General features: G+C 55.8%; 22 protein-coding genes. 15 read left to right on the top strand and 7 right to left on the bottom strand.

Annotated features, from left to right (window positions below; genetic code table 11):
- The first annotated feature begins 1 nt into the window (after window position 1).
- The 4 genes from ACWKXN_RS15665 to tldD all read left to right on the top strand — a co-directional run bounded on the left by ACWKXN_RS15665 (window position 2) and on the right by tldD (window position 7,430).
- Window positions 2–595, top strand: a complete 594-nt coding sequence (locus ACWKXN_RS15665) for a Maf family protein (RefSeq protein WP_023309398.1) — start codon at window positions 2–4, stop codon at window positions 593–595.
- Window positions 585–2,054: a ribonuclease G gene (gene rng, locus ACWKXN_RS15660; protein ID WP_010436156.1), complete on the top strand. Its 1,470-nt coding sequence runs from the start codon at window positions 585–587 to the stop codon at window positions 2,052–2,054. The genes ACWKXN_RS15665 and rng overlap by 11 nt, the downstream gene beginning before the upstream one ends.
- A gap of 42 nt (window positions 2,055–2,096) precedes the next feature.
- On the top strand, window positions 2,097–5,900 hold the full coding sequence (gene yhdP, locus ACWKXN_RS15655; RefSeq protein ID WP_454544001.1) for an AsmA2 domain-containing protein YhdP: 3,804 nt from the start codon (window positions 2,097–2,099) through the stop codon (window positions 5,898–5,900).
- A gap of 84 nt (window positions 5,901–5,984) precedes the next feature.
- A complete protein-coding gene (tldD, locus tag ACWKXN_RS15650) occupies window positions 5,985–7,430 on the top strand; it encodes a metalloprotease TldD (RefSeq protein WP_029740073.1) in 1,446 nt (481 codons plus the stop codon).
- Window positions 7,431–7,507: 77 nt separating this feature from the next.
- On the opposite strand, the gene aaeR is transcribed toward tldD, so the two are convergent.
- Complete coding sequence (aaeR, locus tag ACWKXN_RS15645) at window positions 7,508–8,434, bottom strand: HTH-type transcriptional activator AaeR (protein WP_023616809.1); 927 nt, start codon at window positions 8,432–8,434, stop codon at window positions 7,508–7,510.
- 179 nt (window positions 8,435–8,613) lie between these two features.
- Between aaeR and aaeX the strand changes: the two genes are divergently transcribed.
- The 5 genes from aaeX to ACWKXN_RS15620 all read left to right on the top strand — a co-directional run bounded on the left by aaeX (window position 8,614) and on the right by ACWKXN_RS15620 (window position 13,593).
- A complete protein-coding gene (gene aaeX, locus ACWKXN_RS15640) occupies window positions 8,614–8,817 on the top strand; it encodes a p-hydroxybenzoic acid efflux pump operon protein AaeX (RefSeq protein WP_003860416.1) in 204 nt (67 codons plus the stop codon).
- 7 nt (window positions 8,818–8,824) lie between these two features.
- Window positions 8,825–9,757: a p-hydroxybenzoic acid efflux pump subunit AaeA gene (gene aaeA, locus ACWKXN_RS15635; RefSeq protein WP_454544000.1), complete on the top strand. Its 933-nt coding sequence runs from the start codon at window positions 8,825–8,827 to the stop codon at window positions 9,755–9,757.
- Between the two features lie 5 nt (window positions 9,758–9,762).
- Window positions 9,763–11,730, top strand: coding sequence for a p-hydroxybenzoic acid efflux pump subunit AaeB (aaeB, locus tag ACWKXN_RS15630; RefSeq protein WP_048977697.1), 1,968 nt, complete (start codon window positions 9,763–9,765; stop codon window positions 11,728–11,730).
- Window positions 11,731–11,820: 90 nt separating this feature from the next.
- A complete protein-coding gene (locus ACWKXN_RS15625; protein ID WP_182071502.1) occupies window positions 11,821–13,275 on the top strand; it encodes an NAD-dependent succinate-semialdehyde dehydrogenase in 1,455 nt (484 codons plus the stop codon).
- A gap of 45 nt (window positions 13,276–13,320) precedes the next feature.
- Window positions 13,321–13,593, top strand: a complete 273-nt coding sequence (locus tag ACWKXN_RS15620; RefSeq protein ID WP_023309391.1) for a barstar family protein — start codon at window positions 13,321–13,323, stop codon at window positions 13,591–13,593.
- 61 nt (window positions 13,594–13,654) lie between these two features.
- On the opposite strand, the gene yhcN (ACWKXN_RS15615) is transcribed toward ACWKXN_RS15620, so the two are convergent.
- The 3 genes from yhcN (ACWKXN_RS15615) to argR all read right to left on the bottom strand — a co-directional run bounded on the left by yhcN (ACWKXN_RS15615) (window position 13,655) and on the right by argR (window position 15,142).
- Window positions 13,655–13,921: a peroxide/acid stress response protein YhcN gene (gene yhcN, locus ACWKXN_RS15615; protein ID WP_032659672.1), complete on the bottom strand. Its 267-nt coding sequence runs from the start codon at window positions 13,919–13,921 to the stop codon at window positions 13,655–13,657.
- A gap of 111 nt (window positions 13,922–14,032) precedes the next feature.
- Window positions 14,033–14,296, bottom strand: coding sequence for a peroxide/acid stress response protein YhcN (yhcN, locus tag ACWKXN_RS15610; protein WP_023309389.1), 264 nt, complete (start codon window positions 14,294–14,296; stop codon window positions 14,033–14,035).
- A 375-nt stretch (window positions 14,297–14,671) separates the two neighbouring features.
- Window positions 14,672–15,142, bottom strand: a complete 471-nt coding sequence (gene argR / locus ACWKXN_RS15605; RefSeq protein WP_023309388.1) for a transcriptional regulator ArgR — start codon at window positions 15,140–15,142, stop codon at window positions 14,672–14,674.
- Window positions 15,143–15,539: 397 nt separating this feature from the next.
- Here argR and mdh point away from each other — a divergent pair, with 397 nt between their 5' ends.
- Window positions 15,540–16,478 carry a malate dehydrogenase gene (gene mdh, locus ACWKXN_RS15600; RefSeq protein WP_023309387.1) on the top strand — a complete coding sequence of 313 codons (939 nt, stop codon included), beginning with the start codon at window positions 15,540–15,542 and terminating at the stop codon, window positions 16,476–16,478.
- Window positions 16,479–16,535: 57 nt separating this feature from the next.
- Here the strand turns inward: mdh and degS are convergent, their stop codons facing one another.
- The 3 genes from degS to zapG all read right to left on the bottom strand — a co-directional run bounded on the left by degS (window position 16,536) and on the right by zapG (window position 19,632).
- The gene (gene degS / locus ACWKXN_RS15595; RefSeq protein ID WP_454543999.1) at window positions 16,536–17,603 is read right to left on the bottom strand and encodes an outer membrane-stress sensor serine endopeptidase DegS; all 1,068 of its coding nucleotides are present in this window, start codon (window positions 17,601–17,603) and stop codon (window positions 16,536–16,538) included.
- A 91-nt stretch (window positions 17,604–17,694) separates the two neighbouring features.
- Window positions 17,695–19,062: a serine endoprotease DegQ gene (gene degQ / locus ACWKXN_RS15590; RefSeq protein ID WP_023309385.1), complete on the bottom strand. Its 1,368-nt coding sequence runs from the start codon at window positions 19,060–19,062 to the stop codon at window positions 17,695–17,697.
- 171 nt (window positions 19,063–19,233) lie between these two features.
- Window positions 19,234–19,632 carry a Z-ring associated protein ZapG gene (gene zapG / locus ACWKXN_RS15585; protein ID WP_008502832.1) on the bottom strand — a complete coding sequence of 133 codons (399 nt, stop codon included), beginning with the start codon at window positions 19,630–19,632 and terminating at the stop codon, window positions 19,234–19,236.
- A 189-nt stretch (window positions 19,633–19,821) separates the two neighbouring features.
- Here zapG and zapE point away from each other — a divergent pair, with 189 nt between their 5' ends.
- From zapE to sspB, 5 genes are all read left to right on the top strand, one after another.
- The gene (zapE, locus tag ACWKXN_RS15580) at window positions 19,822–20,946 is read left to right on the top strand and encodes a cell division protein ZapE (RefSeq protein WP_454543998.1); all 1,125 of its coding nucleotides are present in this window, start codon (window positions 19,822–19,824) and stop codon (window positions 20,944–20,946) included.
- 291 nt (window positions 20,947–21,237) lie between these two features.
- On the top strand, window positions 21,238–21,666 hold the full coding sequence (gene rplM, locus ACWKXN_RS15575; RefSeq protein WP_006178824.1) for a 50S ribosomal protein L13: 429 nt from the start codon (window positions 21,238–21,240) through the stop codon (window positions 21,664–21,666).
- A 15-nt stretch (window positions 21,667–21,681) separates the two neighbouring features.
- On the top strand, window positions 21,682–22,074 hold the full coding sequence (gene rpsI, locus ACWKXN_RS15570) for a 30S ribosomal protein S9 (protein WP_003860436.1): 393 nt from the start codon (window positions 21,682–21,684) through the stop codon (window positions 22,072–22,074).
- A gap of 308 nt (window positions 22,075–22,382) precedes the next feature.
- The gene (gene sspA / locus ACWKXN_RS15565; RefSeq protein ID WP_014885418.1) at window positions 22,383–23,021 is read left to right on the top strand and encodes a stringent starvation protein SspA; all 639 of its coding nucleotides are present in this window, start codon (window positions 22,383–22,385) and stop codon (window positions 23,019–23,021) included.
- A gap of 5 nt (window positions 23,022–23,026) precedes the next feature.
- Window positions 23,027–23,524: a ClpXP protease specificity-enhancing factor gene (sspB, locus tag ACWKXN_RS15560; protein ID WP_196350404.1), complete on the top strand. Its 498-nt coding sequence runs from the start codon at window positions 23,027–23,029 to the stop codon at window positions 23,522–23,524.
- Window positions 23,525–23,532: the final 8 nt, after the last annotated feature.

Below are 23,532 nucleotides of genomic sequence, written 5' to 3'. Positions count from 1 at the left end.
TATGACGTCTTTGTATCTCGCTTCCGGCTCCCCGCGCCGTCAGGAACTCCTGACGCAGCTAGGCGTCTCTTTTGAACGCATCGTTACCGGCATTGAAGAAAAACGTGCTGAGGGCGAAAGCGCTCAACAGTACGTGTCTCGCCTGGCGCGCGAGAAAGCGCAGGCGGGCGTGGCCAGTGTGCCACGCGATCTTCCCGTGCTGGGAGCAGATACCATCGTTATTCTGAACGGTGAAGTGCTTGAGAAACCGCGCGACGCCGATCATGCGGCGCGCATGCTGCACAAAATGTCCGGACAAACGCATCAGGTGATGACGGCCGTCGCGCTGGCTGACCGCCAGCACGTGCTGGATTGCCTGGTGGTGACCGAAGTGACATTCAGAGTACTTACCGACGACGACATCGCCGCTTATATTGCCAGCGGTGAACCAATGGATAAAGCAGGTGCATACGGTATTCAGGGGCTGGGTGGCTGTTTTGTCAGGAAGATTAATGGCAGCTATCACGCCGTAGTCGGCTTACCGCTGGTGGAAACGTATGAGTTGCTGAGCAATTTTAACTCACTGCGTGAGGGAAGGGATAATTATGACGGCTGAATTGTTGGTAAACGTAACGCCATCGGAAACCCGTGTGGCCTATATTGATGGTGGCATTCTTCAGGAAATTCATATTGAGCGTGAAGCGCGGCGCGGAATAGTAGGCAATATCTACAAAGGTCGTGTCAGTCGTGTACTACCGGGTATGCAGGCGGCTTTTGTAGATATTGGACTGGATAAGGCGGCGTTTTTACATGCCTCCGATATCATGCCGCACACCGAGTGCGTCGCGGGCGAAGAGCAAAAACAGTTTGCCGTGCGCGATATTTCTGAACTGGTGCGTCAGGGACAGGATCTGATGGTGCAGGTGGTGAAAGACCCCCTCGGTACCAAAGGCGCCCGTCTGACCACCGACATCACCTTACCTTCCCGCTATCTGGTCTTTATGCCCGGCGCGTCGCACGTGGGCGTTTCGCAACGTATTGAGAGCGAAACCGAGCGCGAGCGTCTGAAGAAAGTGGTCAGCGCCTACTGCGATGAACAGGGCGGGTTTATCATCCGTACCGCTGCGGAAGGGATCAGCGAAGAAGACCTGGCGTCGGATGCGGCTTACCTGAAGCGCGTCTGGACCAAGGTGATGGAGCGTAAAAAACGCAACCAGACCCGCTACCAGCTCTACGGTGAGCTGGCCCTTGCTCAGCGCGTTCTGCGCGACTTTGCCGATGCCCAGCTCGACCGCATCCGCGTGGACTCGCGCCTGACCTATGAAGCGCTGCTGGAATTTACCGCTGAGTACATCCCGGAGATGCCTGGCCTGCTGGAGCATTATTCAGGGCGTCAGCCGATTTTCGATCTCTATGATGTCGAAAACGAGATCCAGCGCGCGCTGGAGCGTAAGGTTGAGCTGAAGTCAGGCGGCTATCTGATCATCGATCAGACCGAAGCGATGACCACCGTCGATATCAACACCGGCGCGTTCGTCGGCCATCGCAACCTGGATGACACCATCTTCAACACTAACATCGAAGCCACGCAGGCCATTGCGCGGCAGCTTCGTCTGCGCAATCTGGGCGGCATTATCATCATCGACTTCATCGATATGAGTAATGAAGACCATCGTCGTCGCGTGCTGCACTCGCTTGAGCAGGCGCTGAGCAAAGATCGCGTGAAAACCAGCATTAACGGCTTCTCGCAGCTGGGGCTGGTGGAAATGACGCGTAAGCGTACCCGCGAGAGCGTTGAGCATGTGCTGTGTAATGAATGCCCAACCTGCCATGGGCGCGGAACGGTAAAGACGGTTGAGACCGTCTGCTACGAAATTATGCGTGAAATCGTTCGTGTCCATCATGCCTACGACTCCGATCGTTTTCTGGTCTATGCTTCCCCTGCGGTGGCTGAAGCGCTGAAAGGCGAAGAGTCACACGCGCTGGCGGAAGTGGAAATCTTTGTCGGCAAACAGGTAAAAGTACAAATTGAACCGCTCTATAACCAGGAGCAGTTTGACGTCGTGATGATGTAAGACGCAGTACGCTGCGTGACGAAAGCTGACAAGGAGAGATGCGTGAGGCGATTGCCGGGGATTTTATTGCTTACAGGGGCAACGCTGGTCGTGATTGTCGCGTTGCTCGTGAGCGGGCTACGCCTCGTATTACCGCATCTGGACAGCTGGCGTCCGCAGCTGCTGGCTAAAATCGAATCCACCACCGGCGTGCCGGTGAACGTAAGCCAGATTAGCGCTAACTGGCAGAATTTTGGCCCGACGCTCGATGTCCGGGATATAAACGCCAGCCTCAAAGATGGCGGCCACCTGAAAATCAAACGCGTGACCCTGGCGCTGGACGTCTGGCAAAGCCTGCTGCATCTGCGCTGGCAGTTTCGCGATCTCACCTTTTATCAACTCCAGTTCCTGACCAATACGCCTCTGTCCGGCGGCGATAGCGGTCAGGGTCTGGAAGCCAACCGCTTCAGCGATCTTTTCCTCCGTCAGTTCGATCACTTCGATCTGCGCGACAGCGAAGTGAGCTTCATTACCCTTTCCGGCCAGCGCGCCGAACTGGCGATCCCCCAGCTGACCTGGCTCAACGGTAAAGAACGTCACCGCGCCGAGGGGCAGGTCAATCTCTCAAGCCTGAATGGCCAGCACGGTGTGATGCAGGTACGGATGGATCTGCGGGACGATGACGGTCTGTTAAACAACGGCAAAGTCTGGCTGCAGGCCGACGATGTTGACGTGAAGCCGTGGCTGGGCGACTGGCTCCAGCAAAATATGCAGCTGGAGACTGCCCGCTTCAGCCTTGAAGGCTGGCTGACCCTGACCAAAGGCGAATTTGCCAGCGGCGATATCTGGCTCAAGCAGGGGGGCGCCAGCTGGAAAGGCGAAAAACAGCAGCATCAGCTTTCCGTCGATAACCTCACCGCGCACGTGACGCAGGAGAAAGAGGGCTGGCAGTTTGCCATTCCGGATACGCGCATCACCATGGACGGCAAGCCGTGGCCGCGCGGTGCGCTGACGCTGGCCTGGATGCCGGAGCAGGACGTCGGCGGCACGGCCAGTAAACGCAGCGACGAGCTGCGCATCCGCGCCAGCAACCTGGATTTGGCGGCCATTGAAGGCCTGCGCTCGATGGCGGCAAAGCTCTCTCCGGACCTGGGCGAGATCTGGCTGGCAACGCAGCCGAGCGGGAAAATAGACGCTCTGGCGCTGGATATTCCGCTCCAGGCGACGGAAAAAACCCGCTTCCAGGCAACGTGGAAAGATCTTGCCTGGAAGCAGTGGAAGCTGCTGCCGGGGGCGGAGCACTTTAGCGGCAAGCTGGAAGGCAGCGTGGAAAACGGCAGGCTAACGGTTGATATGCACGATGCCAAAATGCCTTACGAGACGGTCTTCCGCGCGCCGCTGGAAATCGAACAGGGCAGCGCGGTGCTTAACTGGCTCCGTAACGACAAGGGCTTCCAGCTTGATGGTCGCCATATCGATGTGAAAGCCAAAGCGGTGCACGCGCGCGGCGATTTCCGCTATCTGCAGCCTGTAGGTGACGAGCCGTGGCTGGGCATTCTGGCCGGGATCAGCACCGATGACGGCTCTCAGGCCTGGCGCTACTTCCCGGAAAACCTGATGGGAAAAGCCCTGGTGGACTATCTCAGCGGCGCGATTCAGGGCGGTCAGGCGGACAATGCCACGCTGGTGTACGGCGGTAACCCGCATCTTTTCCCGTACAAACATAATGAAGGCCAGTTCCAGGTGCTGGTGCCGCTGCATAACGCGACATTTGCGTTCCAGCCCGGCTGGCCCGCGCTGAAAGACCTGGATATCGAGCTCAACTTCCTCAATGACGGACTATGGATGAAGTCCGACAGCGTGGCGCTGGGCGGCGTGACGGCCAGCAACCTGACGGCCAACATCCCGGATTACTCCAAAGAGAAGCTGCTGATTGATGCCGACATCAATGGCCCGGGCAAAGCGGTGGGGCCGTACTTTGAGGAGACGCCCCTGAAAGATTCGCTGGCGGCGACGCTCCAGCAGCTACAGCTTGATGGCGATGTGAATGCTCGCTTACATCTTGATATCCCGCTGGACGGCGAGATGACCACCGCCAAAGGCGACGTCCGCCTTAAGAACAACAGCCTGTTCATCAAACCCCTTGAGAGCACGCTGAAAAATCTCAGCGGGCAGTTCAGCTTTGACAACGGAAACCTGAAGAGCGAGCCGCTTACGGCCAGCTGGTTTAATCAGCCCGTTAATATCGACTTCACGACCACCGAGGGTGAAAAGGCTTATCAGGTAGCCGTCAATCTGGACGGTAACTGGCAGCCAGCGCGCATGGAGGTCCTGCCGAAACCCATTGAGGCGTCAGTGCAGGGCGCAGTCGCCTGGCAGGGTAAAGTGGCAATCGACCTGCCTTATCACGCGGGCGCCCAGTATAAGGTCGACATCACGGGCGATCTGAAAAACCTTCAGAGCCAGCTGCCTGCGCCGCTGGATAGACAGGCCGGACAGCCGCTGCCGGTAAAGCTGAACGTCGATGGCAACCTGAACAGCTTCGCGCTGACCGGAAGCGCGGGCGGGACAAACCACTTCAACAGCCGCTGGCTGCTTAACCGCAAGCTCACCCTCGACAAAGCCATCTGGACAACGGATAGCCGCTCCACGCCGCCTCTGCCGGAGCAGTCGGGCATTGAGCTGAATCTCCCGCCGATGGACGGTGCAGAGTGGCTGGCGCTGTTCCAGAAAGGCGTTGGGCAAAACGTTGATGAAACCGCCCAGTTCCCGCAAGCCATTACCGTACGCACGCCGTCACTGATGCTGGGTGGGCAGCAGTGGAACAACCTGAGCCTGGTTTCACAGCCTGGCGCTAACGGCACGAAGGTGGAGGCCCAGGGAAGGGAGATCAACGGCACGCTGACCATGCGCAATCACGCGCCGTGGCAGGCGGCGATCCGCTACCTCTACTACAACCCGGCAAGCGCCGCGAGCGGGAAAGATAAACCGGCAGAAGCCTCGCCGCTGAGTAATGTCTCCAGCGTCGATTTTAGCGGCTGGCCCGATCTCCAGCTGCGCTGCGCGGAGTGCTGGCTGTGGGGGCAGAAATATGGCCGTATTGACGGTGATTTCACTATTCAGGCCAACACGCTTACGCTCTCCGGCGGCCTGGTTGATACCGGTTTTGGCCGCATGACGGCCGCAGGGGAATGGGTGAATAACCCGGGCGAGCAGCGAACGTCCCTCAAGGGCGACATTAAAGGCAACAAGCTGGATGCGGCAGCCAATTTCTTTGGTATCAGCACGCCGCTGCGCGGCTCGTCGTTTGACGTCGATTATGATCTTCACTGGCGTGACGCTCCGTGGAAGCCGGATGAGGCCTCGCTGAACGGCATTCTGAAAACCCGCTTCGGCAAAGGTGAAATTGCCGACGTGAGCACGGGGCGCGCCGGGCAGATCCTGCGCCTGCTGAGTTTTGATGCGCTGCTGCGCAAGCTGCGCTTCGATTTCAGCGATACCTTCAGCGAAGGTTTCTACTACGATTCCATCCACAGCACGGCGTGGATCAAGGACGGTGTTCTGCATACGGACGACACGTTGGTGGATGGCCTGGAAGCGGATATCGCTATGAAAGGCTCCGTTAACCTCGTGCGTCGCGAGTTGGATATGGAAGCCGTGGTGGCGCCGGAAATTTCCGCGAGCGTGGGCGTGGCGGCGGCCTTTGTGGTGAACCCGATTGTCGGTGCGGCAGTGTTTGCCGCCAGCAAAGTGCTGGGGCCGCTGTGGAGCAAGGTCTCCATTCTGCGCTACCGCATTACCGGTCCGGTAGATAAACCGCAGATTAACGAGGTGCTGCGCCAGCCGCGCAAAGATGCACAGCAATGATTTGACGTGGGCAGGTAATTGCCTCACTCTCAATAAATACGATCTTTATACCGCCACGGGCGGCAACGAACGAGTAGCAATACGATGAGTCTGAACCTGGTAAGTGAACATTTGCTCGCAGCGAACGGCCTGAGCCATCAGGACCTGTTCTCCATTCTTGGTCAACTGACCGAACGCCGTCTCGACTACGGCGACCTTTATTTCCAGTCGAGCTATCACGAATCCTGGGTTTTAGAAGACAGCATCATCAAAGATGGCTCCTACAACATCGACCAGGGCGTCGGCGTCCGTGCCGTCAGCGGCGAGAAAACCGGTTTTGCCTATGCCGATCAGATTAGCCTCACCGCACTCGAGCAGAGCGCCCAGGCCGCACGTACCATTGTGCGTGATACCGGCGATGGTCGCGTGAAAACCCTGGGAGAAGTGCAGCACTCAGCGCTTTATACCAGCATCGATCCGCTGCAGAGCATGAGCCGTGAAGAGAAGCTGGATATCCTGCGTCGGGTGGACAAAGTCGCCCGCGCGGCGGATAAACGCGTGCAGGAAGTTTCAGCCAGCCTGAGCGGCGTGTATGAGTTGATTCTGGTTGCGGCAACGGATGGTACCCTTGCGGCAGACGTTCGCCCGCTGGTGCGTCTCTCCATCAGCGTGCAGGTCGATGACGACGGCAAACGCGAGCGCGGCTCAAGCGGCGGCGGCGGTCGTTTCGGCTATGACTGGTTCCTGGGCGACGTTGACGGTGAAGCACGCGCCGACGCCTGGGCGAAAGAAGCCGTGCGCATGGCGCTGGTGAATCTGAATGCCGTCGCGGCGCCGGCGGGCTCATTCCCGGTGGTGCTGGGCGCCGGCTGGCCGGGCGTACTGTTACACGAAGCCGTAGGCCACGGCCTGGAAGGCGACTTTAACCGTCGCGGGACGTCCGTGTTCAGCGGTCAAATCGGGCAGCTTGTCTCCTCTGAGCTGTGCACCGTGGTGGATGACGGCACCATGCGCGATCGTCGCGGCTCGGTGGCTATCGACGATGAAGGTACGCCAGGGCAGTACAATGTGCTGATCGAAAACGGCGTGCTGAAAGGCTACATGCAGGACAAACTCAACGCGCGCCTGATGGGCGTCGCGCCGACGGGCAACGGACGCCGTGAATCTTACGCGCATCTGCCGATGCCGCGCATGACCAACACGTACATGCTGCCGGGCAAATCGACGCCGCAGGAGATTATCGAATCCGTCGATTACGGTATCTTTGCGCCAAACTTTGGCGGCGGCCAGGTGGACATCACCTCCGGTAAGTTTGTTTTCTCCACGTCAGAAGCGTATCTGATCGAGAAAGGTAAAGTGACCAAAGCGGTGAAGGGGGCGACGCTGATTGGCTCCGGTATTGAAGCCATGCAGCAGATTTCCATGGTCGGTAACGATCTGAAGCTGGATAACGGCGTGGGCGTCTGCGGTAAAGAGGGCCAGAGCCTGCCGGTTGGCGTGGGCCAGCCAACGCTGAAGGTGGACAACCTAACGGTGGGCGGCACGGCGTAATTTCCTGACCCTCTCCCCAAAGGGGAGAGGGTACTGCTCCACGCTGTCTTTTCTCCCGCGTCCTTATGGAAAAAGGCCTACTCTTTCCTTCTCCCCCGCATCCCCTGAAACAGCTCCGCCACGTCCACAAAATACTCGGTCAGATAGTTAATACACACCTGAACCTTGAGCGGGAGTTTGTCTTTTTCGGTATACAGGGCGTACACCGGGCGCGGATCGGACTGGTAGCGCGGGAAGAGGATCTCCAGCACGCCGCTGTTGATCTCGTTGATCACCCACATTAACGGCACGTAGGCGATCCCGGCGCCGGCCACCAGCCAGCGTGAAATCGTCATCGGATCGTTAGTGACAAACCGCCCTTCCGGCAGCAGTTTGGTAGAAATCCCTTCCGGGGCAATCAGCTCAAATTCATTATCGGGCCGCACGCTGTACTCCAGCCACGAGTGGTTGGTGAGATCGGCGGGCTTCTCCGGAACGCCGTACTGCGCCAGATAGCTTTTCGAGGCGCAGACGACCATCGGCATGCTGCCCAGCCGTCGCGAGAACAGGCTGGAATCCTGCAACGCGCCGACGCGGATCACCACGTCCAGCCCGTCGGCAATCAGATCCGGCGCCGGGATACCCGTCACCAGATTGACCGTAAGACCGGGGTACTCTTTCAGCATATCCGCGGTCATGGCAGCGAGAACATTTTGTGCCATAGTTGAAGAACACCCGATGCGCAGCGTGCCGATGGGGGTGTTGTTGAAGGCATAGAGCTGTTCGTGAACATCCTGCACTTCAAGCAGCATGCGGCGACAGCCCTGATAGTAAATTTTACCCGCTTCGGTCAGCCCAATGCTGCGGGTACTGCGGTTGAGCAGCTTGACCTGAAGCTCATCTTCCAGTTTGGACACCGTCTGGCTGATGGATGAGACGCTCATCTGAAGCTGGCGTGCAGCGGCGGTAAAAGAGCCCAGCTCAACCACTTTGGCGAAGACCGACATGCGTTTTAAACGTTCCATTGTTCACTCTGGCTTAAAAGTGATTTAGATCACATATTATAGATAACAGCATAACAGTTACGTTAATATATTATTTATTACATAACGGCTGCGCCATTCTCGCCCGGCGTTTCTTGCTCTCCTGCGGTGGCGTGCGCTAAAAAATTCTGAAGCCTGCACTCTCTCTTATCAAGGTCAACATGAGTCTGTTTCCCGTTATCGTGGTGTTCGGTCTGTCGTTCCCACCGATATTTTTCGAGCTTCTTTTATCACTGGCGATCTTCTGGCTGGTGCGCAAGGTGCTGGTCCCTACCGGGATCTACGATTTCGTCTGGCACCCTGCATTGTTCAATACCGCGCTGTATTGCTGCCTGTTTTATCTGATATCGCGCATGTTTGTCTGAGGTTGATGTGAAAACGCTAACAAGAAAAATCTCCCGCACTGCCATCACAATGGCGCTGGTTATCCTCGCCTTCATCGCTATTTTCCGCGCCTGGGTTTATTACACCGAATCACCGTGGACGCGTGATGCACGCTTCAGCGCCGATGTGGTGGCAATAGCCCCTGACGTGGCCGGCCTTATCACGGCGGTCAACGTCCACGATAACCAGCTGGTGAAAAAAGATCAGGTCCTGTTCACCATCGACCAGCCTCGTTACCAGAAAGCGCTGGAAGAGGCGGAAGCGGACGTGACCTATTATCAGGCGCTGGCTGCGGAGAAACGCCGCGAGGCAGGTCGCCGTAATCAGCTGGGCGTTCAGGCAATGTCCCGCGAAGAGATTGACCAGTCCAACAACGTGCTGCAAACCGTGCTGCACCAGCTGGCGAAAGCGCAGGCAACGCGCGATCTGGCGAAGCTCGATCTCGAGCGCACCGTGATCCGCGCGCCATCCGATGGCTGGGTCACCAACCTTAACGTCTATGCCGGGGAATTCATTACCCGTGGCTCAACCGCCGTGGCGCTGGTTAAACAGAACTCCTTCTACGTGCTCGCCTATATGGAAGAGACCAAGCTGGAAGGCGTGCGCCCAGGTTACCGGGCGGAAATCACGCCGCTCGGCAGCAACCGCGTCTTTAAAGGCACCGTCGACAGCGTTGCCGCAGGGGTGACTAACTCCAGCAGTTCTAACGATGCCAAAGGGATGGCGACGGTCGATTCCAACCTGGAGTGGGTGCGTCTGGCCCAGCGCGTGCCGGTACGTATTCATCTGGATGAACAGCAGGGAAATCTGTGGCCTGCGGGTACCACGGCGACGGTGGTGATCACCGGTGAAAAGGACCGGGATGCCAGCCAGGACTCGTTCTTCCGTAAAATTGCCCACCGCCTGCGCGAGTTTGGTTAATCGCCATGGGTATCTTTTCCATCGCCAGCCAGCACATTCGCTTCGCCGTGAAGCTGGCGTGCGCCATCGTGCTGGCGCTGTTTGTTGGCTTTCACTTCCAGCTTGAAACCCCTCGCTGGGCAGTGCTGACGGCTGCGATTGTCGCGGCGGGCCCTGCCTTTGCCGCGGGCGGGGAGCCCTATTCTGGCGCGATCCGCTATCGCGGGATGCTGCGTATCATCGGGACGTTTATCGGCTGTTTCGCGGCGCTGACCATTATTATTTTGATGATCCGCACCCCGCTGCTGATGCTGATGGTGTGCTGTATCTGGGCGGGTTTCTGCACCTGGCTCTCGTCTCTGGTGAAAGTGGAGAACTCCTACGCCTGGGGACTGGCGGGCTATACCGCGCTGATTATTGTCATCACTATCCAAAGTGAACCGCTGCTCGCCCCGCAGTTTGCGGTTGAGCGCTGCAGCGAGATTGTGATTGGTATTGTCAGCGCGATCGTCGCTGACCTGCTTTTCTCCCCACGCTCCATCAAGCAGGAAGTTGACCGTGAGCTCGACGCGCTGATTGTTGCCCAGTATCAGCTGATGCAGCTGTGCATTAAGCATGGCGATAGCGAAGAGGTGGATAAAGCCTGGAGCGGGCTGGTACGTCGTACGCAGGCGCTGGAAGGAATGCGCAGCAACCTTAATATGGAGTCGTCGCGCTGGGCCCGCGCGAATCGACGCCTGAAAGCCCTCAACACCGTCTCTCTGACGCTGATTACCCAGGCCTGTGAAACCTATCTGATTCAGAACACTCGGCCGGAAGCGGTCACCGATACGTTCCGCGAACTGTTTGCCGAGCCGGTGGAAACCGTACAGGACGTGCATAAGCAGCTTAAGCGCATGCGCCGGGTGATTGCCTGGACCGGGGAGCGCGACACGCCGGTAACCATCTACACCTGGGTCGGCGCCGCGACGCGCTATCTGCTTCTGAAGCGCGGCGTGATCGGTAACACCAAAATCAGCGCGGCGGAAGAAGAGGTGCTGCAGGGTGAAGTGGTGATCAAGGCGGAATCCGCCGAGCGCCATCACGCAATGGTCAATTTCTGGCGTACGACGCTTGCCTGCATGCTCGGCACGCTGTTCTGGCTGTGGACGGGCTGGACGTCCGGCAGCGGCGCGATGGTGATGATTGCCGTTGTGACCGCACTGGCGATGCGTCTGCCTAATCCGCGTATGGTCGCCATTGATTTCCTTTACGGCACGATTGCCGCGTTGCCGATAGGCGCGCTCTATTTCCTGGTCATCATCCCGTCGACGCAACAGAGCATGCTGCTGCTCTGTATTAGCCTGGCGGTAATGGCGTTCTTTATCGGCATTGAAGTGCAAAAGCGGCGTCTGGGATCGCTGGGGGCGCTGGCGAGTACGATTAACATCATCGTGCTCGATAACCCGATGACCTTCCATTTCAGCCAGTTCCTCGACAGCGCGTTAGGCCAGCTGGTGGGCTGCTTCCTGGCCATGATGGTGATACTGCTGGTGCGGGATAACTCGCAGGCAAGAACGGGCCGCGTGCTGCTGAACCAGTTCGTGTCGGCTGCCGTGTCATCTTTGACAACCAATACCGCGCGCCGTAAAGAGAACCACCTGCCCGCGCTCTACCAGCAGCTGTTTTTGCTGCTGAACAAGTTCCCGGGCGATATCGCGAAGTTCCGCCTGGCGTTAACCATGATCATTGCGCACCAGCGTTTGCGTAACGCGCCCGTGCCGATCAACGACGATTTGTCGGCATACCACCGCCAGCTGCGTCGTACCGCCGATCACGTGCTTTCTGCCAGCAGCGATGACAAACGGCGTCGCTACTTTACGCAGCTGCTTGAAGAGCTCGATACCTATCAGGAAAAGCTCAAGCACTGGGAGGCGCCGCCTCAGGTGACCGAGCCGGTAGGACGGCTGGTGTTTATGCTGCATCGCTATCAGAATGCCCTCACGGATAACTGACTGAAGTAAAAAAACCGACGCCAAAAGCGTCGGTTTTTTTGTGGCTATACTTATTCCAGCACGTTCTTACATTTCAGAAAGGGAGAACACATGACGACCCAGGCGCTTCAGGACCACATCCTTTTTCAGACCGGTTATCTGGTCAACGGAATCTGGAAAACGCTGGATACAACCTTTGATGTGCTGAATCCCGCGACCGGCGAGGTCATTGCTAAAGTCGCTAAAGCGGGTAAAGCGCAAACCGAAGACGCCATTGCAGCGGCTACCCAGGCCTTCCCGGCATGGCGTGCCAAAACCGCGAAAGAACGCTCGGCGATTCTCTACCGCTGGTACGAACTGATTATTGAGAATAAAAGCTGGCTCGGGCGGTTGATGACCACCGAACAGGGCAAACCCCTGAAAGAAGCGGAGGGAGAAGTCGAGTACGCCGCCAGCTTTATCCAGTGGTTTGCCGAAGAGGCCAAGCGCGCGAACGGTGAAATTATTCCGCCGATAAAACCCGGCTCACGCATTCTGGCGACCCGTGAACCTATTGGCGTGGTCGCGGCGATTACGCCGTGGAACTTCCCGATGGCCATGCTCACCCGCAAGTTAGGCCCGGCGCTGGCAGCAGGATGCACCGGGGTCATTAAACCGGCCAACAACACGCCGCTCAGCGCGTTTGCGCTGCTTACGCTGGCGAAACAGGCCGGTGTGCCCGACGGTGTTCTCAACGCCGTCGCCGGGAATACGCATGAAATCAGCGATGCGATCATGGCTAGCCGCGACGTGCGTAAAATCTCCTTTACCGGCTCAACCTCCGTCGGCAAAACGCTGGTGCGTAACGCCGCAGAAACCATGAAAAAAGTCTCGATGGAGCTGGGGGGAAATGCCCCGTATATCGTTTTTGAGGATGCGGACATCGACGCAGCGGTTAAGGGCGCGATCGCCAACAAGTTCCGCAATGCCGGGCAGGTCTGCGTCAGCGTGAACCGTTTTTATATTCAGGAAACCGTCTACGACAAATTTGTGAATAAACTCGCCGATGCGGTGAATGCGCTGAAGGTAGGTAATGGTCTTGAGGAGGGGGTGGTCGTCGGGCCGCTGATTGAACCTTCGGCGGTCAATAAGGTGCGTGAGCATGTCGACGACGCCGTTGTCCGGGGCGCAACCGTACTGGCTGGGGGTAAGCCTCATCCGCTTGGCGGAAATTTCTGGATGCCAACCGTGCTGGGCGACTGCCATGAAGGCATGAAGCTGGCAGAAGAAGAGACGTTTGGCCCGGTGGCGGCGTGCTTCCGTTTCACCTCGGAAGATGAAGTCATCCAGCGCGCCAACAACACGCCCTATGGGCTGGCGGCTTACTTCTACACCCAGAATCTCTCACGGGTCTTCCGCGTTTCACAGGCCATCGAGAGCGGGATGATCGGCATCAACGAGTGCGCCGTCTCCACGGAGCTTGGGCCCTTTGGCGGCGTAAAAGAGTCAGGCCTTGGACGAGAGGGCTCCGTGCTGGGGCTGGAAGAGTATCTGGAAGTTAAAACCCTGCATATTGGGGGATTATAATAGACAGGGCGGCATCTGCCGCTCGCCTGGACTGGGTGGCTGGCAATGAAAACCTATACGTTTGATTTTGACGAGATCGACAGTCAGGAAGACTTCTACCGTGAATTTATCCGGGCGTTTGATCTTGAACGGGAAAGCGTGACGAATCTGGATACGCTGTGGGACGTGGTCACCGGCAGTCAGTTGCCGCTACCGCTGGAAATTGAGTTCATCCATTTGCCCGATAAGCTGCGAAGACGTTTTGGCGCGCTGATCTTGCTGTTCGATGAAGCGGAAGAAGAGCTTGAAGGGCAACTGCGCTTTAACGCGCGGCATTGAATGAAAAAAGCCCCTGACCATGAGGCCAGGGGCAAGTCGTATGATGAGATACGACGAGGGTTTATTTATACAGTTCTGCCGTTGCATGCCAGTGGTCACCCTGATTCAGTTCGGTGACGCGATAGCTGCTGGCGCCTGCTTTTTCAGCTTTGGCGGCAAGTTCGTGACGAATATCCATCGGTGAACCGGTGACAGACGTTACGGAGACGCTGCCCATACGCTGTAGATTTTGTGCCTGGTCGGCATTCACCTGCTGTACGGCTGCGCTTGCGCCGAAAGAGAGAACGGATGCCAGACCGAGGGTTGCGATGATCAATTTGGTTTTCATAGTCTTTACTCCTGAATAGGGTTTTTTACTCAACGGCGAGAAGGGTTGAGCCGCTATTTTTATGCCTGGTGCCGTTGAGTGGAGATTTTCGTTTTCAGCTATTACTAAAACTTATTTGTACAGCTCAGCGGTGGCGTGCCAGTGGTCACCGGAACGCGCTTCGATGATGCGATAGGATGACGCACCCTGTTCTTCCGCTTTTTTGTTCAGCATCTCATGCATGTCCATTGGCGATGTGCCGACCGCGCCGACAGAAACCGTACCGATGGCCTGACGGGATTGCGCCTGGTCAGCATTGATAGAGTCAGCTGCGAAAGCACCGAATGACAGGACGGACAGGACGCTGAGCGCCGCTACAGTTGATTTGATTTTCATGATTTTTACCTCGTCGAATTTTTTAGTGGGGTCTTGTTTCGTGACCCTCATCACAAAATCAAGTATACACTAATAACGGTAAAAATTAATACCAGACTAATGGTTTCTATTGTTATTACGTGTTAACCAGTCTGTTTTTTATAACCAAATCGCATAATATTGGGTGTTTTTTGTTCATTTACGTTGGTTATATCTAATAAAATCATATGGATATCAGCTTTTGATTTTTTGTGCGATTTTTTGATTTAGCATTCACCAGATGAATGTTAATAGGTGGTAAAAAGCACTATTTGTCAAAGTGAAAGGCAGTAGAAAAGAGGGGAGAACGCAGCGGAAGCAGAACGATCCCCGCAGCGGCGCTACGGGGAGAGGGGATTAGAGTTCCTGTTCGAACAGTACCAGAATGGCTTCGTGGAGATCTTTCACGGAGAAACCGCTAGCCGGTGTGGTAAAGATGGTGTCATCACCGGCGATAGTCCCGAGGATACCTTCCGTTTTACCCAGCGAGTCCAGCATGCGGGCAATCAGCTGCGCGGCACCCGGGCTTGTGTGGATCACCACGACGGCGTCGTTATGATCGATATCCAGAACCAGGTTTTTGAGCGGGCTGGAGGTGGTCGGCACGCCAAGTTCTGCCGGCAGGCAATACACCATCTCCATCTTGGCGTTACGCGTACGCACCGCGCCAAATTTCGTTAACATGCGGGAGACTTTCGACTGGTTGATGTTATCGAAGCCTTGTTCCTGCAGCGCCTGAACAATTTCTCCCTGAGAACTGAATTTCTCTTCTTTGAGTAGCGCCTTAAACGCCTTTACTAATTCTTCTTGCTTAGACGAGCTTCGCATAAGTCACCCGGAATATGACGATAGAAACAACATTATTATGCATGTGGATGAATTTTTATGCAAATTATCTACTCAGCGCCAGGCTGAAATAATGTTATGAAAGGGAGTGATTTTATCAGATTTCGTTATCAGAAAACATGCCTGGGTCACGCCGCGCAAATAAGCTTAAAAGTAAATTAAATGTTATCAAAATGATGTTGTTTTGGTGGCGGGGCAGGGTGTATTGTAACCACCTCTTAATGCGTTGCCCTCTGTCGTCAGATAGTCTTCTGGTGAGAGATAAAGTCGCGTGACCTCAAATTCTTTAGCTACGAAAATTGTAATTATTTACTTGCTGAATTATGGTCGCCGCAACGGATTTACAGATACTTAAGTTAACCATAATAAGGAGTTTAGGATGAAAGTCGCAGTCCTCGGCGCTGCTGGTGGTATCGGCCAGGCGCTTGCCCTACTACTGAAAACCCAACTGCCTTCAGGCTCAGAACTCTCCCTGTACGATATTGCTCCGGTAACCCCAGGTGTGGCGGTTGACCTGAGCCACATCCCGACTGCTGTAAAAATCAAAGGCTTCTCCGGTGAAGATGCACGTCCTGCGCTGCAGGGTGCCGACGTGGTGCTGATTTCTGCAGGCGTGGCGCGTAAGCCAGGCATGGATCGTTCAGACCTGTTCAACGTCAACGCGGGCATCGTGAAAAACCTGGTGCAGCAGATTGCAGAAATCTGCCCGAAAGCATGCATCGGGATCATCACTAACCCGGTGAACACCACCGTGGCTATCGCGGCAGAAGTGCTGAAGAAAGCGGGTGTTTACGACAAAAACAAACTGTTCGGCGTAACCACGCTGGATATCATCCGTTCCAACACCTTTGTTGCTGAGCTGAAAGGCAAGCAGCCAACAGAAGTGGAAGTACCGGTAATCGGCGGTCACTCTGGCGTCACCATCCTGCCTCTGCTGTCGCAGATCCCAGGCGTGAGCTTCACCGAGCAGGAAGTGGCTGACCTGACTAAACGCATCCAGAACGCGGGCACCGAAGTGGTGGAAGCGAAGGCGGGTGGCGGTTCTGCAACCCTGTCTATGGGCCAGGCGGCTGCGCGTTTTGGTCTGTCACTGGTTCGCGCTCTGCAGGGCGAGAAAGGCGTTGTTGAATGCGCTTACGTTGAAGGCGATGGCGAACACGCTCGCTTCTTCTCTCAGCCGCTGCTGCTGGGTAAAAACGGTATCGAAGAGCGTAAATCCATTGGTACGCTGAGCGCGTTTGAACAACACGCGATGGAAGGCATGCTGGATACGCTGAAGAAAGATATCACCTTGGGCGAAGAGTTCGTTAACAAGTAAAACGAACCGTCTCCCGGTAAAAAAAACGGAGCTTATCGCTCCGTTTTTTTATGCCTGTCAGTTAGTGGCCGGGTATTCCTGAATCGTCACGTGCAGCGTCAGTTTCTTATCGTTGCGCATGACCTCAACAGGGATGATAGAACCCGGGCGAATTTCTGCAACCTGATCCATCGTCTCCAGCGCAGAGACCGCTGGCGTGCCGTTGACCGACACAATGACATCGTTTACCTGAATTCCCGCGTTAGCCGCCGGACCTCCCGGTGCCACCTCGTTAACCACGATGCCCTGAATCTGATCGATACCGCCGCCCTGGATATGCATCGGCGCAATTTCGCGCCCGCCGATACCGATATAGCCGCGGATCACGCGTCCGTCGCGGATCAGTTTATCCATAATTTTGGTCGCCAGCTGGAACGGAATGGCAAAGCCGATTCCTTCCGGCGTCTCACCGTCGTTACTTTTATCGAACGAGAGGGTATTTATACCCATCAGCTCGCCCAGCGAGTTGACCAGCGCCCCGCCGGAGTTACCGTGGTTGATGGAGGCATCGGTTTGCAGGAAGTTCTGCCGCCCGGAGGGGTTCAAACCGATACGACCGGTCGCGCTGATAATCCCCTGGGTGATGGTCTGGCCCAGGTTGTAAGGGTTACCGATAGCCAGTACGACGTCACCAATATGCGGGGTACGTTTACGGTTGATCGGGATGACCGGCAAACCGCCCGTGGCGTTAATTTTCAGAACGGCCAGGTCGGTCAGGCTGTCAGACCCAACGAGTAACGCCTCAAACACGCGGCCATCCTGCAGGGCGACGATGATCTGGTCGGCATCGTTAATCACGTGCTTGTTGGTAATAATGTAGCCGCGCTCGTCCATGATTACGCCGGAGCCGAGGGTACGGATCTCCAGCTGGTTATGGGCTGAGGTATTCAGACCACGGTTATAGACGTTAACCACGGCAGGTGCGGCACGGCGGACGGCCTGGTTATAGGTGGCCGGCGTTTCATCCGTGCTATCGAACTGGGGAGCCGACAGTTTATTGAACTGACGTAAAGACGGCAGCGCCAGCAGCAGCAGGCCAGCGACAATCAAACCGATGACAGTAGAACGTAAGAGCTTTAAAAGCATGATGCGCGTGTCGTTAAAAAAGGAACGATTTGCAGCATAACATGAGTTATCCGGACATCACACGCAGCGGTGATGTCCGGGTCGCAAATGCTTAGCGCAACAGAATATAGATGGACTCATTGCCACGCATGACCTGCAGGGCAATAACCGCTGGTTTGCTTTCCAGCACCTTGCGCAGTTCGGCAATAGACTGCACGCGGTTGCGGTTGACACCGATAATCACGTCATCCTGATGCAATCCGGCCTGTGCGGCAGGGCTGCTCTTCTCGACGGTGTCGATGCTGATGCCTTTCGTACCGTCCTTCAGCTGCCCGTCGCTCAACGTAGCCCCCTGTAGCGCCGGGGCGATAAGCTCCGCGCTGGCCGAGGATGAAGTGCTCTTATCCAGCGTCACCTCAACGTCAAGCGGCTTACCGTCACGGATCAGGCCCAGCTTCACTTTGGCGCCAGGTTCCGTCGTGGCAATCCGTGAGCGCAGTTCTGCAAAGCTATTCAGCGGTTTGTCGTTCAGGCTGACGATCACATCCCCCGATTTCACGCCCGCTTTTGCCGAGCCGGAGTTTGGCAGCACTTCACTGACAAACGCCCCGCGCTGTACGTTGATATTGAACGCTTTTGCGATATCCGCGCTCATCTCCATACCTTTAATACCCAGCAGCCCGCGTTTGATTTCACCGAACTGGATCAGCTGCTGCGCCAGGGTTTTGGCCATATTGCTGGGGATAGCAAAACCGATCCCGATGCTGCCGCCGCCCGGGGCCAGAATCGCCGTGTTAATCCCAATCAGCTCGCCGTTAAGGTTGAGCAACGCTCCGCCGGAGTTACCCCGGTTGATTGAGGCATCGGTCTGGATAAAGTTTTCCAGCCCTTCCAGATTGAGGCCGCTGCGCCCGAGCGCCGAGACGATCCCGGAGGTGGCGGTCTGCCCTAAGCCAAAGGGGTTGCCTACGGCGACGGCAAAATCGCCGACGCGCAGTTTGTCGGAGTCCGCGATGGCAATCTGGGTCAGGTTGCTTGGGTTTTGCACCTGCAGCAGCGCGATGTCGCTCTGGTCATCGCCGCCGATCAGTTTGGCATCAAATTCACGGCCATCGTTCAACTGGACGCTGATCTTATCGGCCTGGCTGATGACGTGGTTGTTGGTCAGGATATAGCCTTTTGCCGCATCAATAATGACGCCAGAGCCCAGGCCTTCAAAAGGCTGCGCCTGCTGGTCGGGAGACTCATCGCCGAAATATTTTTTCAGTTCTTCAGGGACGCGTTGGCTTTGTACTGCGGTGCCCTCAACCTGAACGCTGACGACCGCAGGCAACACTTTTTCCAGCATTGGCGCGAGGCTTGGAATAGCCGCCTGGCCAGGCACCTGGGAGGGAATGGCGGCAAATACAGGGACGGACGCCGAGAGAGATAACCCGACACTTAACGCGATAGCGCTCAACAGCTGGTTTTTTTTCTTCATCGATGTTGACTCTCGTAACCTGGAATAAAGGAAAAACGGCCCTAAAAACACGTTGATGTTATTGAATTTTAAACCGCTGAACAATGAGGTGTTTAACTAAATGATAGCTGGGGTCATCAGGAAAGGACGGGCGCAATCGCTGCGCCCGTAAAATAAATTCAGGTTGTGCGATTAATCGCGTTTTACACCGCCGCGCAGCAGGCCGGACGCGCCATCGGAATAGTCGCGAGGCATCTGAACGGGCGCCTGATCGTTACCGGCTTCAGAGTCAGCCAGACGGTTGCGGAACGGGTTGGTTTCCGCGGTCATTTCCGGCAGCAGGCTGCTGGAGCTTTTTGCCATATGTTGATACAGCTGACGATAGTCGGTTGCCATGTTGTCCAGCAGCTCGGCGCTGCGGGCAAAATGGCTGACCAGCTCTTCACGATACTCTTCCAGCTCGGCTTTGTTCTTTTCCAGTTCGTACTGCAGTGACTGCTGCTGACGCAATTTGCGATTACCGAAACGCATGGCCACAGCACCGATGACGATGCCGACGACTAAACCGATTAGCGCATATTCCCAGGTCATGAACTTCTCCCGTTGTCTTGTTGTTCCGTAGGGTGTTGGCTCGGCTCCTGCCTGTGCCTGATAATGCCACTATAACCGCTATTTCTGCAGAAGTGGAATCCTGACGTATCATCGCGTAGTGTAGAACGGCCTTTTTTTCATCAGTCACCTCTGCTGGTGAGCGTTAATTGAAGGAATAACAATAAGATTATGCAAAACCTGTCCCCTGCATCGCGATATCAACTGGCCCTTAACGAGGGCACTCATCAGCCTGATGACGTTCAACGTGAGGCGGTAAACCGTCTGGAGATGATTTATCAGGAGCTCACGGCAAAACCCGCCGAAGTCGAACAGAACGGTGGGCTAAAGGCGGCGTTTGGGCGTTTGCTCGGTAAAAAAGCGCCACAGGCTCACGCGCCGGTGCGCGGTTTATATATGTGGGGCGGGGTCGGTCGCGGAAAAACCTGGCTGATGGACATGTTCTATCTGAGCCTGCCTGGCGCACGTAAGCAGCGTCTGCACTTCCATCGTTTTATGCTGCGGGTGCATGAAGAGCTGACCGCACTGCAGGGCAAAAGCGATCCGCTGGAGATTGTGGCCGACAGGTTCAAAGCTGAAACCGACGTGCTCTGCTTCGACGAGTTTTTTGTGTCCGACATCACCGATGCCATGCTGCTAGGCGGTCTGATGAAAGCGCTATTTGCCCGCGGGATCACGCTGGTGGCCACGTCGAATATCCCGCCGGATGAGCTCTATCGTAACGGCCTGCAGCGCGCACGCTTCCTGCCCGCCATCGATGTCATCAAGCAGCACTGCGACATCATGAACGTCGATGCCGGTGTCGATTATCGTCTGCGCACGCTGACCCAGGCGCACCTGTGGCTTTCGCCGTTAAATGCCGATACCACCCGCGAGATGGATAAACTCTGGCTGGCGCTGGCGGGAGCAAAACGCGAGCACGCCCCTGAACTCGAGATTAACCATCGCCCGCTGCCCACACTCGGCGTCGAAAACCAAACGCTGGCGGTCTCCTTTACGACGCTCTGCGTGGATGCCCGCAGCCAGCACGACTACATTGCGCTTTCGCGTCTGTTCCACACCGTGATGGTGCTGGGCGTACCGGTGATGACGCGGCTGATGGAGAGCGAAGCACGGCGCTTCATTGCGCTGGTGGACGAGTTTTATGAGCGCCACGTCAAGCTGGTGGCCAGCGCCGAGGTACCTTTATATGAGATTTACCAGGGCGAGCGGCTGAAGTTTGAGTTCCAGCGCTGCCTGTCGCGCCTGCAGGAGATGCAGAGCGAAGAATACCTGAAGCTGGAGCATATGCCGTAACAAATGCCCCCCTCTCCCGTGGGAGAGGGGCTGGGGGTGAGGGCACCAGACCGCACAATACCCACCCTCGAAAAACCCATTCCAAATCACATTTAAGGGTCGATCTTTGACCTCAACTTCTCTATAATCTTGCGACCCCACGTTACGAGAAGGTTTTTTTCCCGAAACTTTCTATGTGTCGGCATGTGCTATTCGAAGGGGTAGGTTTGCCGGACTTTGTCGTGTGAACCTCAACTGACTAAACGTTTGGGTGTTCACCAACGTGTAACTTATTATTTGGGTAAGCTTTTAATGAAAACTTTTACAGCTAAACCAGAAACCGTACAGCGCGACTGGTATGTTGTTGACGCGACCGGTAAAACTCTGGGCCGTCTGGCTACTGAACTGGCTCGTCGCCTGCGCGGTAAGCATAAAGCGGAATACACTCCGCACGTTGATACCGGTGATTACATCATCGTTCTGAACGCTGATAAAGTCGCTGTAACCGGCAACAAGCGTACTGACAAAGTGTACTATCACCACACTGGCCACATCGGTGGTATCAAAGAAGCGACCTTTGAAGAGATGATTGCCCGCCGTCCTGAGCGTGTGATTGAAATCGCGGTTAAAGGCATGCTGCCAAAAGGCCCGCTGGGTCGTGCTATGTTCCGTAAACTGAAAGTTTACGCAGGCAACGAGCACAACCACGCGGCACAGCAACCGCAAGTTCTTGACATCTAATCGGGATTATAGGCAATGGCTGAAAATCAATACTACGGCACTGGTCGCCGCAAAAGTTCCGCAGCTCGCGTTTTCATCAAACCGGGCAGTGGTAAAATCGTAATCAACCAGCGTTCTCTGGAACAATACTTCGGTCGCGAAACTGCCCGCATGGTAGTTCGCCAGCCGCTGGAACTGGTTGATATGGTAGAAAAACTGGATCTGTACATCACCGTTAAAGGTGGTGGTATCTCCGGTCAGGCAGGTGCGATCCGTCACGGTATCACCCGCGCTCTGATGGAGTACGACGAATCCCTGCGTTCTGAACTGCGTAAAGCTGGCTTCGTTACTCGTGACGCGCGTCAGGTTGAACGTAAGAAAGTGGGTCTGCGTAAAGCACGTCGTCGTCCACAGTTCTCCAAACGTTAATCCATTCTGCTTACGCAGAACGATTGGCGAAAAACCCGCTTCGGCGGGTTTTTTTATGGATAATGCGCAGGTTATCCACAATATCCATGCATATATCTTCTCTTTTTCCACATTTCCAGAATCCCCTCACCACAAAGCCATCAAAATCTGGTAAACTATCATCCAATTTTCTGCCCAAATATCGGTGAATACTCGATTTTTGTTCGTTTCTTGAACAATGTGTTTTCTCTGGGATGGGCGATACAACATCTGGCTGGCCCCTGTTGGGCTGGTAGCAGTAAAAATTCTGAATATACCTGGAGGTTTTCATGGCTGTCGCTGCCAACAAACGTTCGGTAATGACGCTGTTTTCTGGTCCTACTGACATTTATAGCCATCAGGTTCGTATCGTGCTGGCCGAGAAGGGTGTCAGTTTTGAGATCGAGCATGTGGAAAAGGATAACCCGCCTCAGGATCTGATCGATCTCAACCCGAGCCAAAGCGTACCGACGCTGGTGGATCGCGAGCTGACCCTGTGGGAATCCCGTATCATTATGGAATATCTGGATGAGCGTTTCCCGCATCCGCCACTGATGCCTGTTTACCCTGTCGCGCGTGGTGAAAGCCGCCTGTACATGCAGCGTATCGAAAAAGACTGGTACTCGCTGATGAACGTGATTACCAGCGGTTCCGCTTCTGAAGCCGACGCTGCACGTAAGCAACTGCGTGAAGAGCTGCTGGCAATCGCGCCGGTGTTTGGTCAGAAACCGTTCTTCCTGAGCGATGAGTTCAGCCTGGTGGATTGCTACCTGGCACCGCTGCTGTGGCGTCTGCCAACCCTGGGCGTAGAGTTCAGCGGTCCTGGCGCGAAAGAGCTGAAGGGCTATATGACTCGCGTATTTGAACGCGACTCTTTCCTGGCATCTTTAACTGAACCGGAACGTGAAATGCGTCTCGGCCGAGGCTAATGACTGTGGAAATGTCACAACTTACCCCACGCCGTCCTTATCTGCTGCGCGCCTTCTATGAATGGCTGCTGGATAACCAGCTCACGCCGCACCTGGTTGTGGATGTGACGTTGCCGGGCGTGCTGGTTCCAATGGAATACGCGCGTGACGGACAAATCGTACTGAACATTGCGCCGCGTGCGGTGGGTAACCTGGAGCTGGCAAACGATGAAGTGCGCTTCAACGCGCGTTTCGGCGGCGTGCCGCGTCAGGTTTCCGTGCCGCTGGCAGCCGTGCTGGCTATCTACGCGCGTGAAAACGGTGCGGGTACCATGTTCGAGCCGGAAGCGGCGTATGATGAAGATGTTGCCAGCCTGAATGATGACAACGCATCCGATGAGCGCGAAAGCGACACGGTGATGTCACTTATCGATGGCGATAAACCCGATTATCATGACGACAATGATCCTGATGACGATCCGCCTCCGCGCGGTGGTCGTCCGGCTCTTCGCGTCGTGAAATAAAAACAGGC

It is taken from the genome of Enterobacter sp. UPMP2060, assembly GCF_053709655.1.
The sequence above is the reverse complement of the archived record's forward strand: the minus strand, read 5'-3'. Positions and strand labels throughout refer to the sequence as shown.

Bases quoted from the DNA above. Each gene is read 5' to 3' on its own strand.
- zapG (WP_008502832.1), bottom strand. From the start codon at position 19,632: ATGACCTGGGAATATGCGCTAATCGGTTTAGTCGTCGGCATCGTCATC.
- ACWKXN_RS15665 (WP_023309398.1), top strand. From the start codon at position 2: ATGACGTCTTTGTATCTCGCTTCCGGCTCCCCGCGCCGTCAGGAACTC.
- rpsI (WP_003860436.1), top strand. From the start codon at position 21,682: ATGGCTGAAAATCAATACTACGGCACTGGTCGCCGCAAAAGTTCCGCA.
- rng (WP_010436156.1), top strand. From the start codon at position 585: ATGACGGCTGAATTGTTGGTAAACGTAACGCCATCGGAAACCCGTGTG.
- aaeR (WP_023616809.1), bottom strand. From the start codon at position 8,434: ATGGAACGTTTAAAACGCATGTCGGTCTTCGCCAAAGTGGTTGAGCTG.
- ACWKXN_RS15620 (WP_023309391.1), top strand. From the start codon at position 13,321: ATGAAAACCTATACGTTTGATTTTGACGAGATCGACAGTCAGGAAGAC.
- degS (WP_454543999.1), bottom strand. From the start codon at position 17,603: ATGCTTTTAAAGCTCTTACGTTCTACTGTCATCGGTTTGATTGTCGCT.
- tldD (WP_029740073.1), top strand. From the start codon at position 5,985: ATGAGTCTGAACCTGGTAAGTGAACATTTGCTCGCAGCGAACGGCCTG.
- yhcN (WP_032659672.1), bottom strand. From the start codon at position 13,921: ATGAAAACCAAATTGATCATCGCAACCCTCGGTCTGGCATCCGTTCTC.
- aaeB (WP_048977697.1), top strand. From the start codon at position 9,763: ATGGGTATCTTTTCCATCGCCAGCCAGCACATTCGCTTCGCCGTGAAG.
- mdh (WP_023309387.1), top strand. From the start codon at position 15,540: ATGAAAGTCGCAGTCCTCGGCGCTGCTGGTGGTATCGGCCAGGCGCTT.
- zapE (WP_454543998.1), top strand. From the start codon at position 19,822: ATGCAAAACCTGTCCCCTGCATCGCGATATCAACTGGCCCTTAACGAG.
- argR (WP_023309388.1), bottom strand. From the start codon at position 15,142: ATGCGAAGCTCGTCTAAGCAAGAAGAATTAGTAAAGGCGTTTAAGGCG.
- aaeX (WP_003860416.1), top strand. From the start codon at position 8,614: ATGAGTCTGTTTCCCGTTATCGTGGTGTTCGGTCTGTCGTTCCCACCG.
- rplM (WP_006178824.1), top strand. From the start codon at position 21,238: ATGAAAACTTTTACAGCTAAACCAGAAACCGTACAGCGCGACTGGTAT.
- ACWKXN_RS15625 (WP_182071502.1), top strand. From the start codon at position 11,821: ATGACGACCCAGGCGCTTCAGGACCACATCCTTTTTCAGACCGGTTAT.
- yhcN (WP_023309389.1), bottom strand. From the start codon at position 14,296: ATGAAAATCAAATCAACTGTAGCGGCGCTCAGCGTCCTGTCCGTCCTG.
- degQ (WP_023309385.1), bottom strand. From the start codon at position 19,062: ATGAAGAAAAAAAACCAGCTGTTGAGCGCTATCGCGTTAAGTGTCGGG.
- sspA (WP_014885418.1), top strand. From the start codon at position 22,383: ATGGCTGTCGCTGCCAACAAACGTTCGGTAATGACGCTGTTTTCTGGT.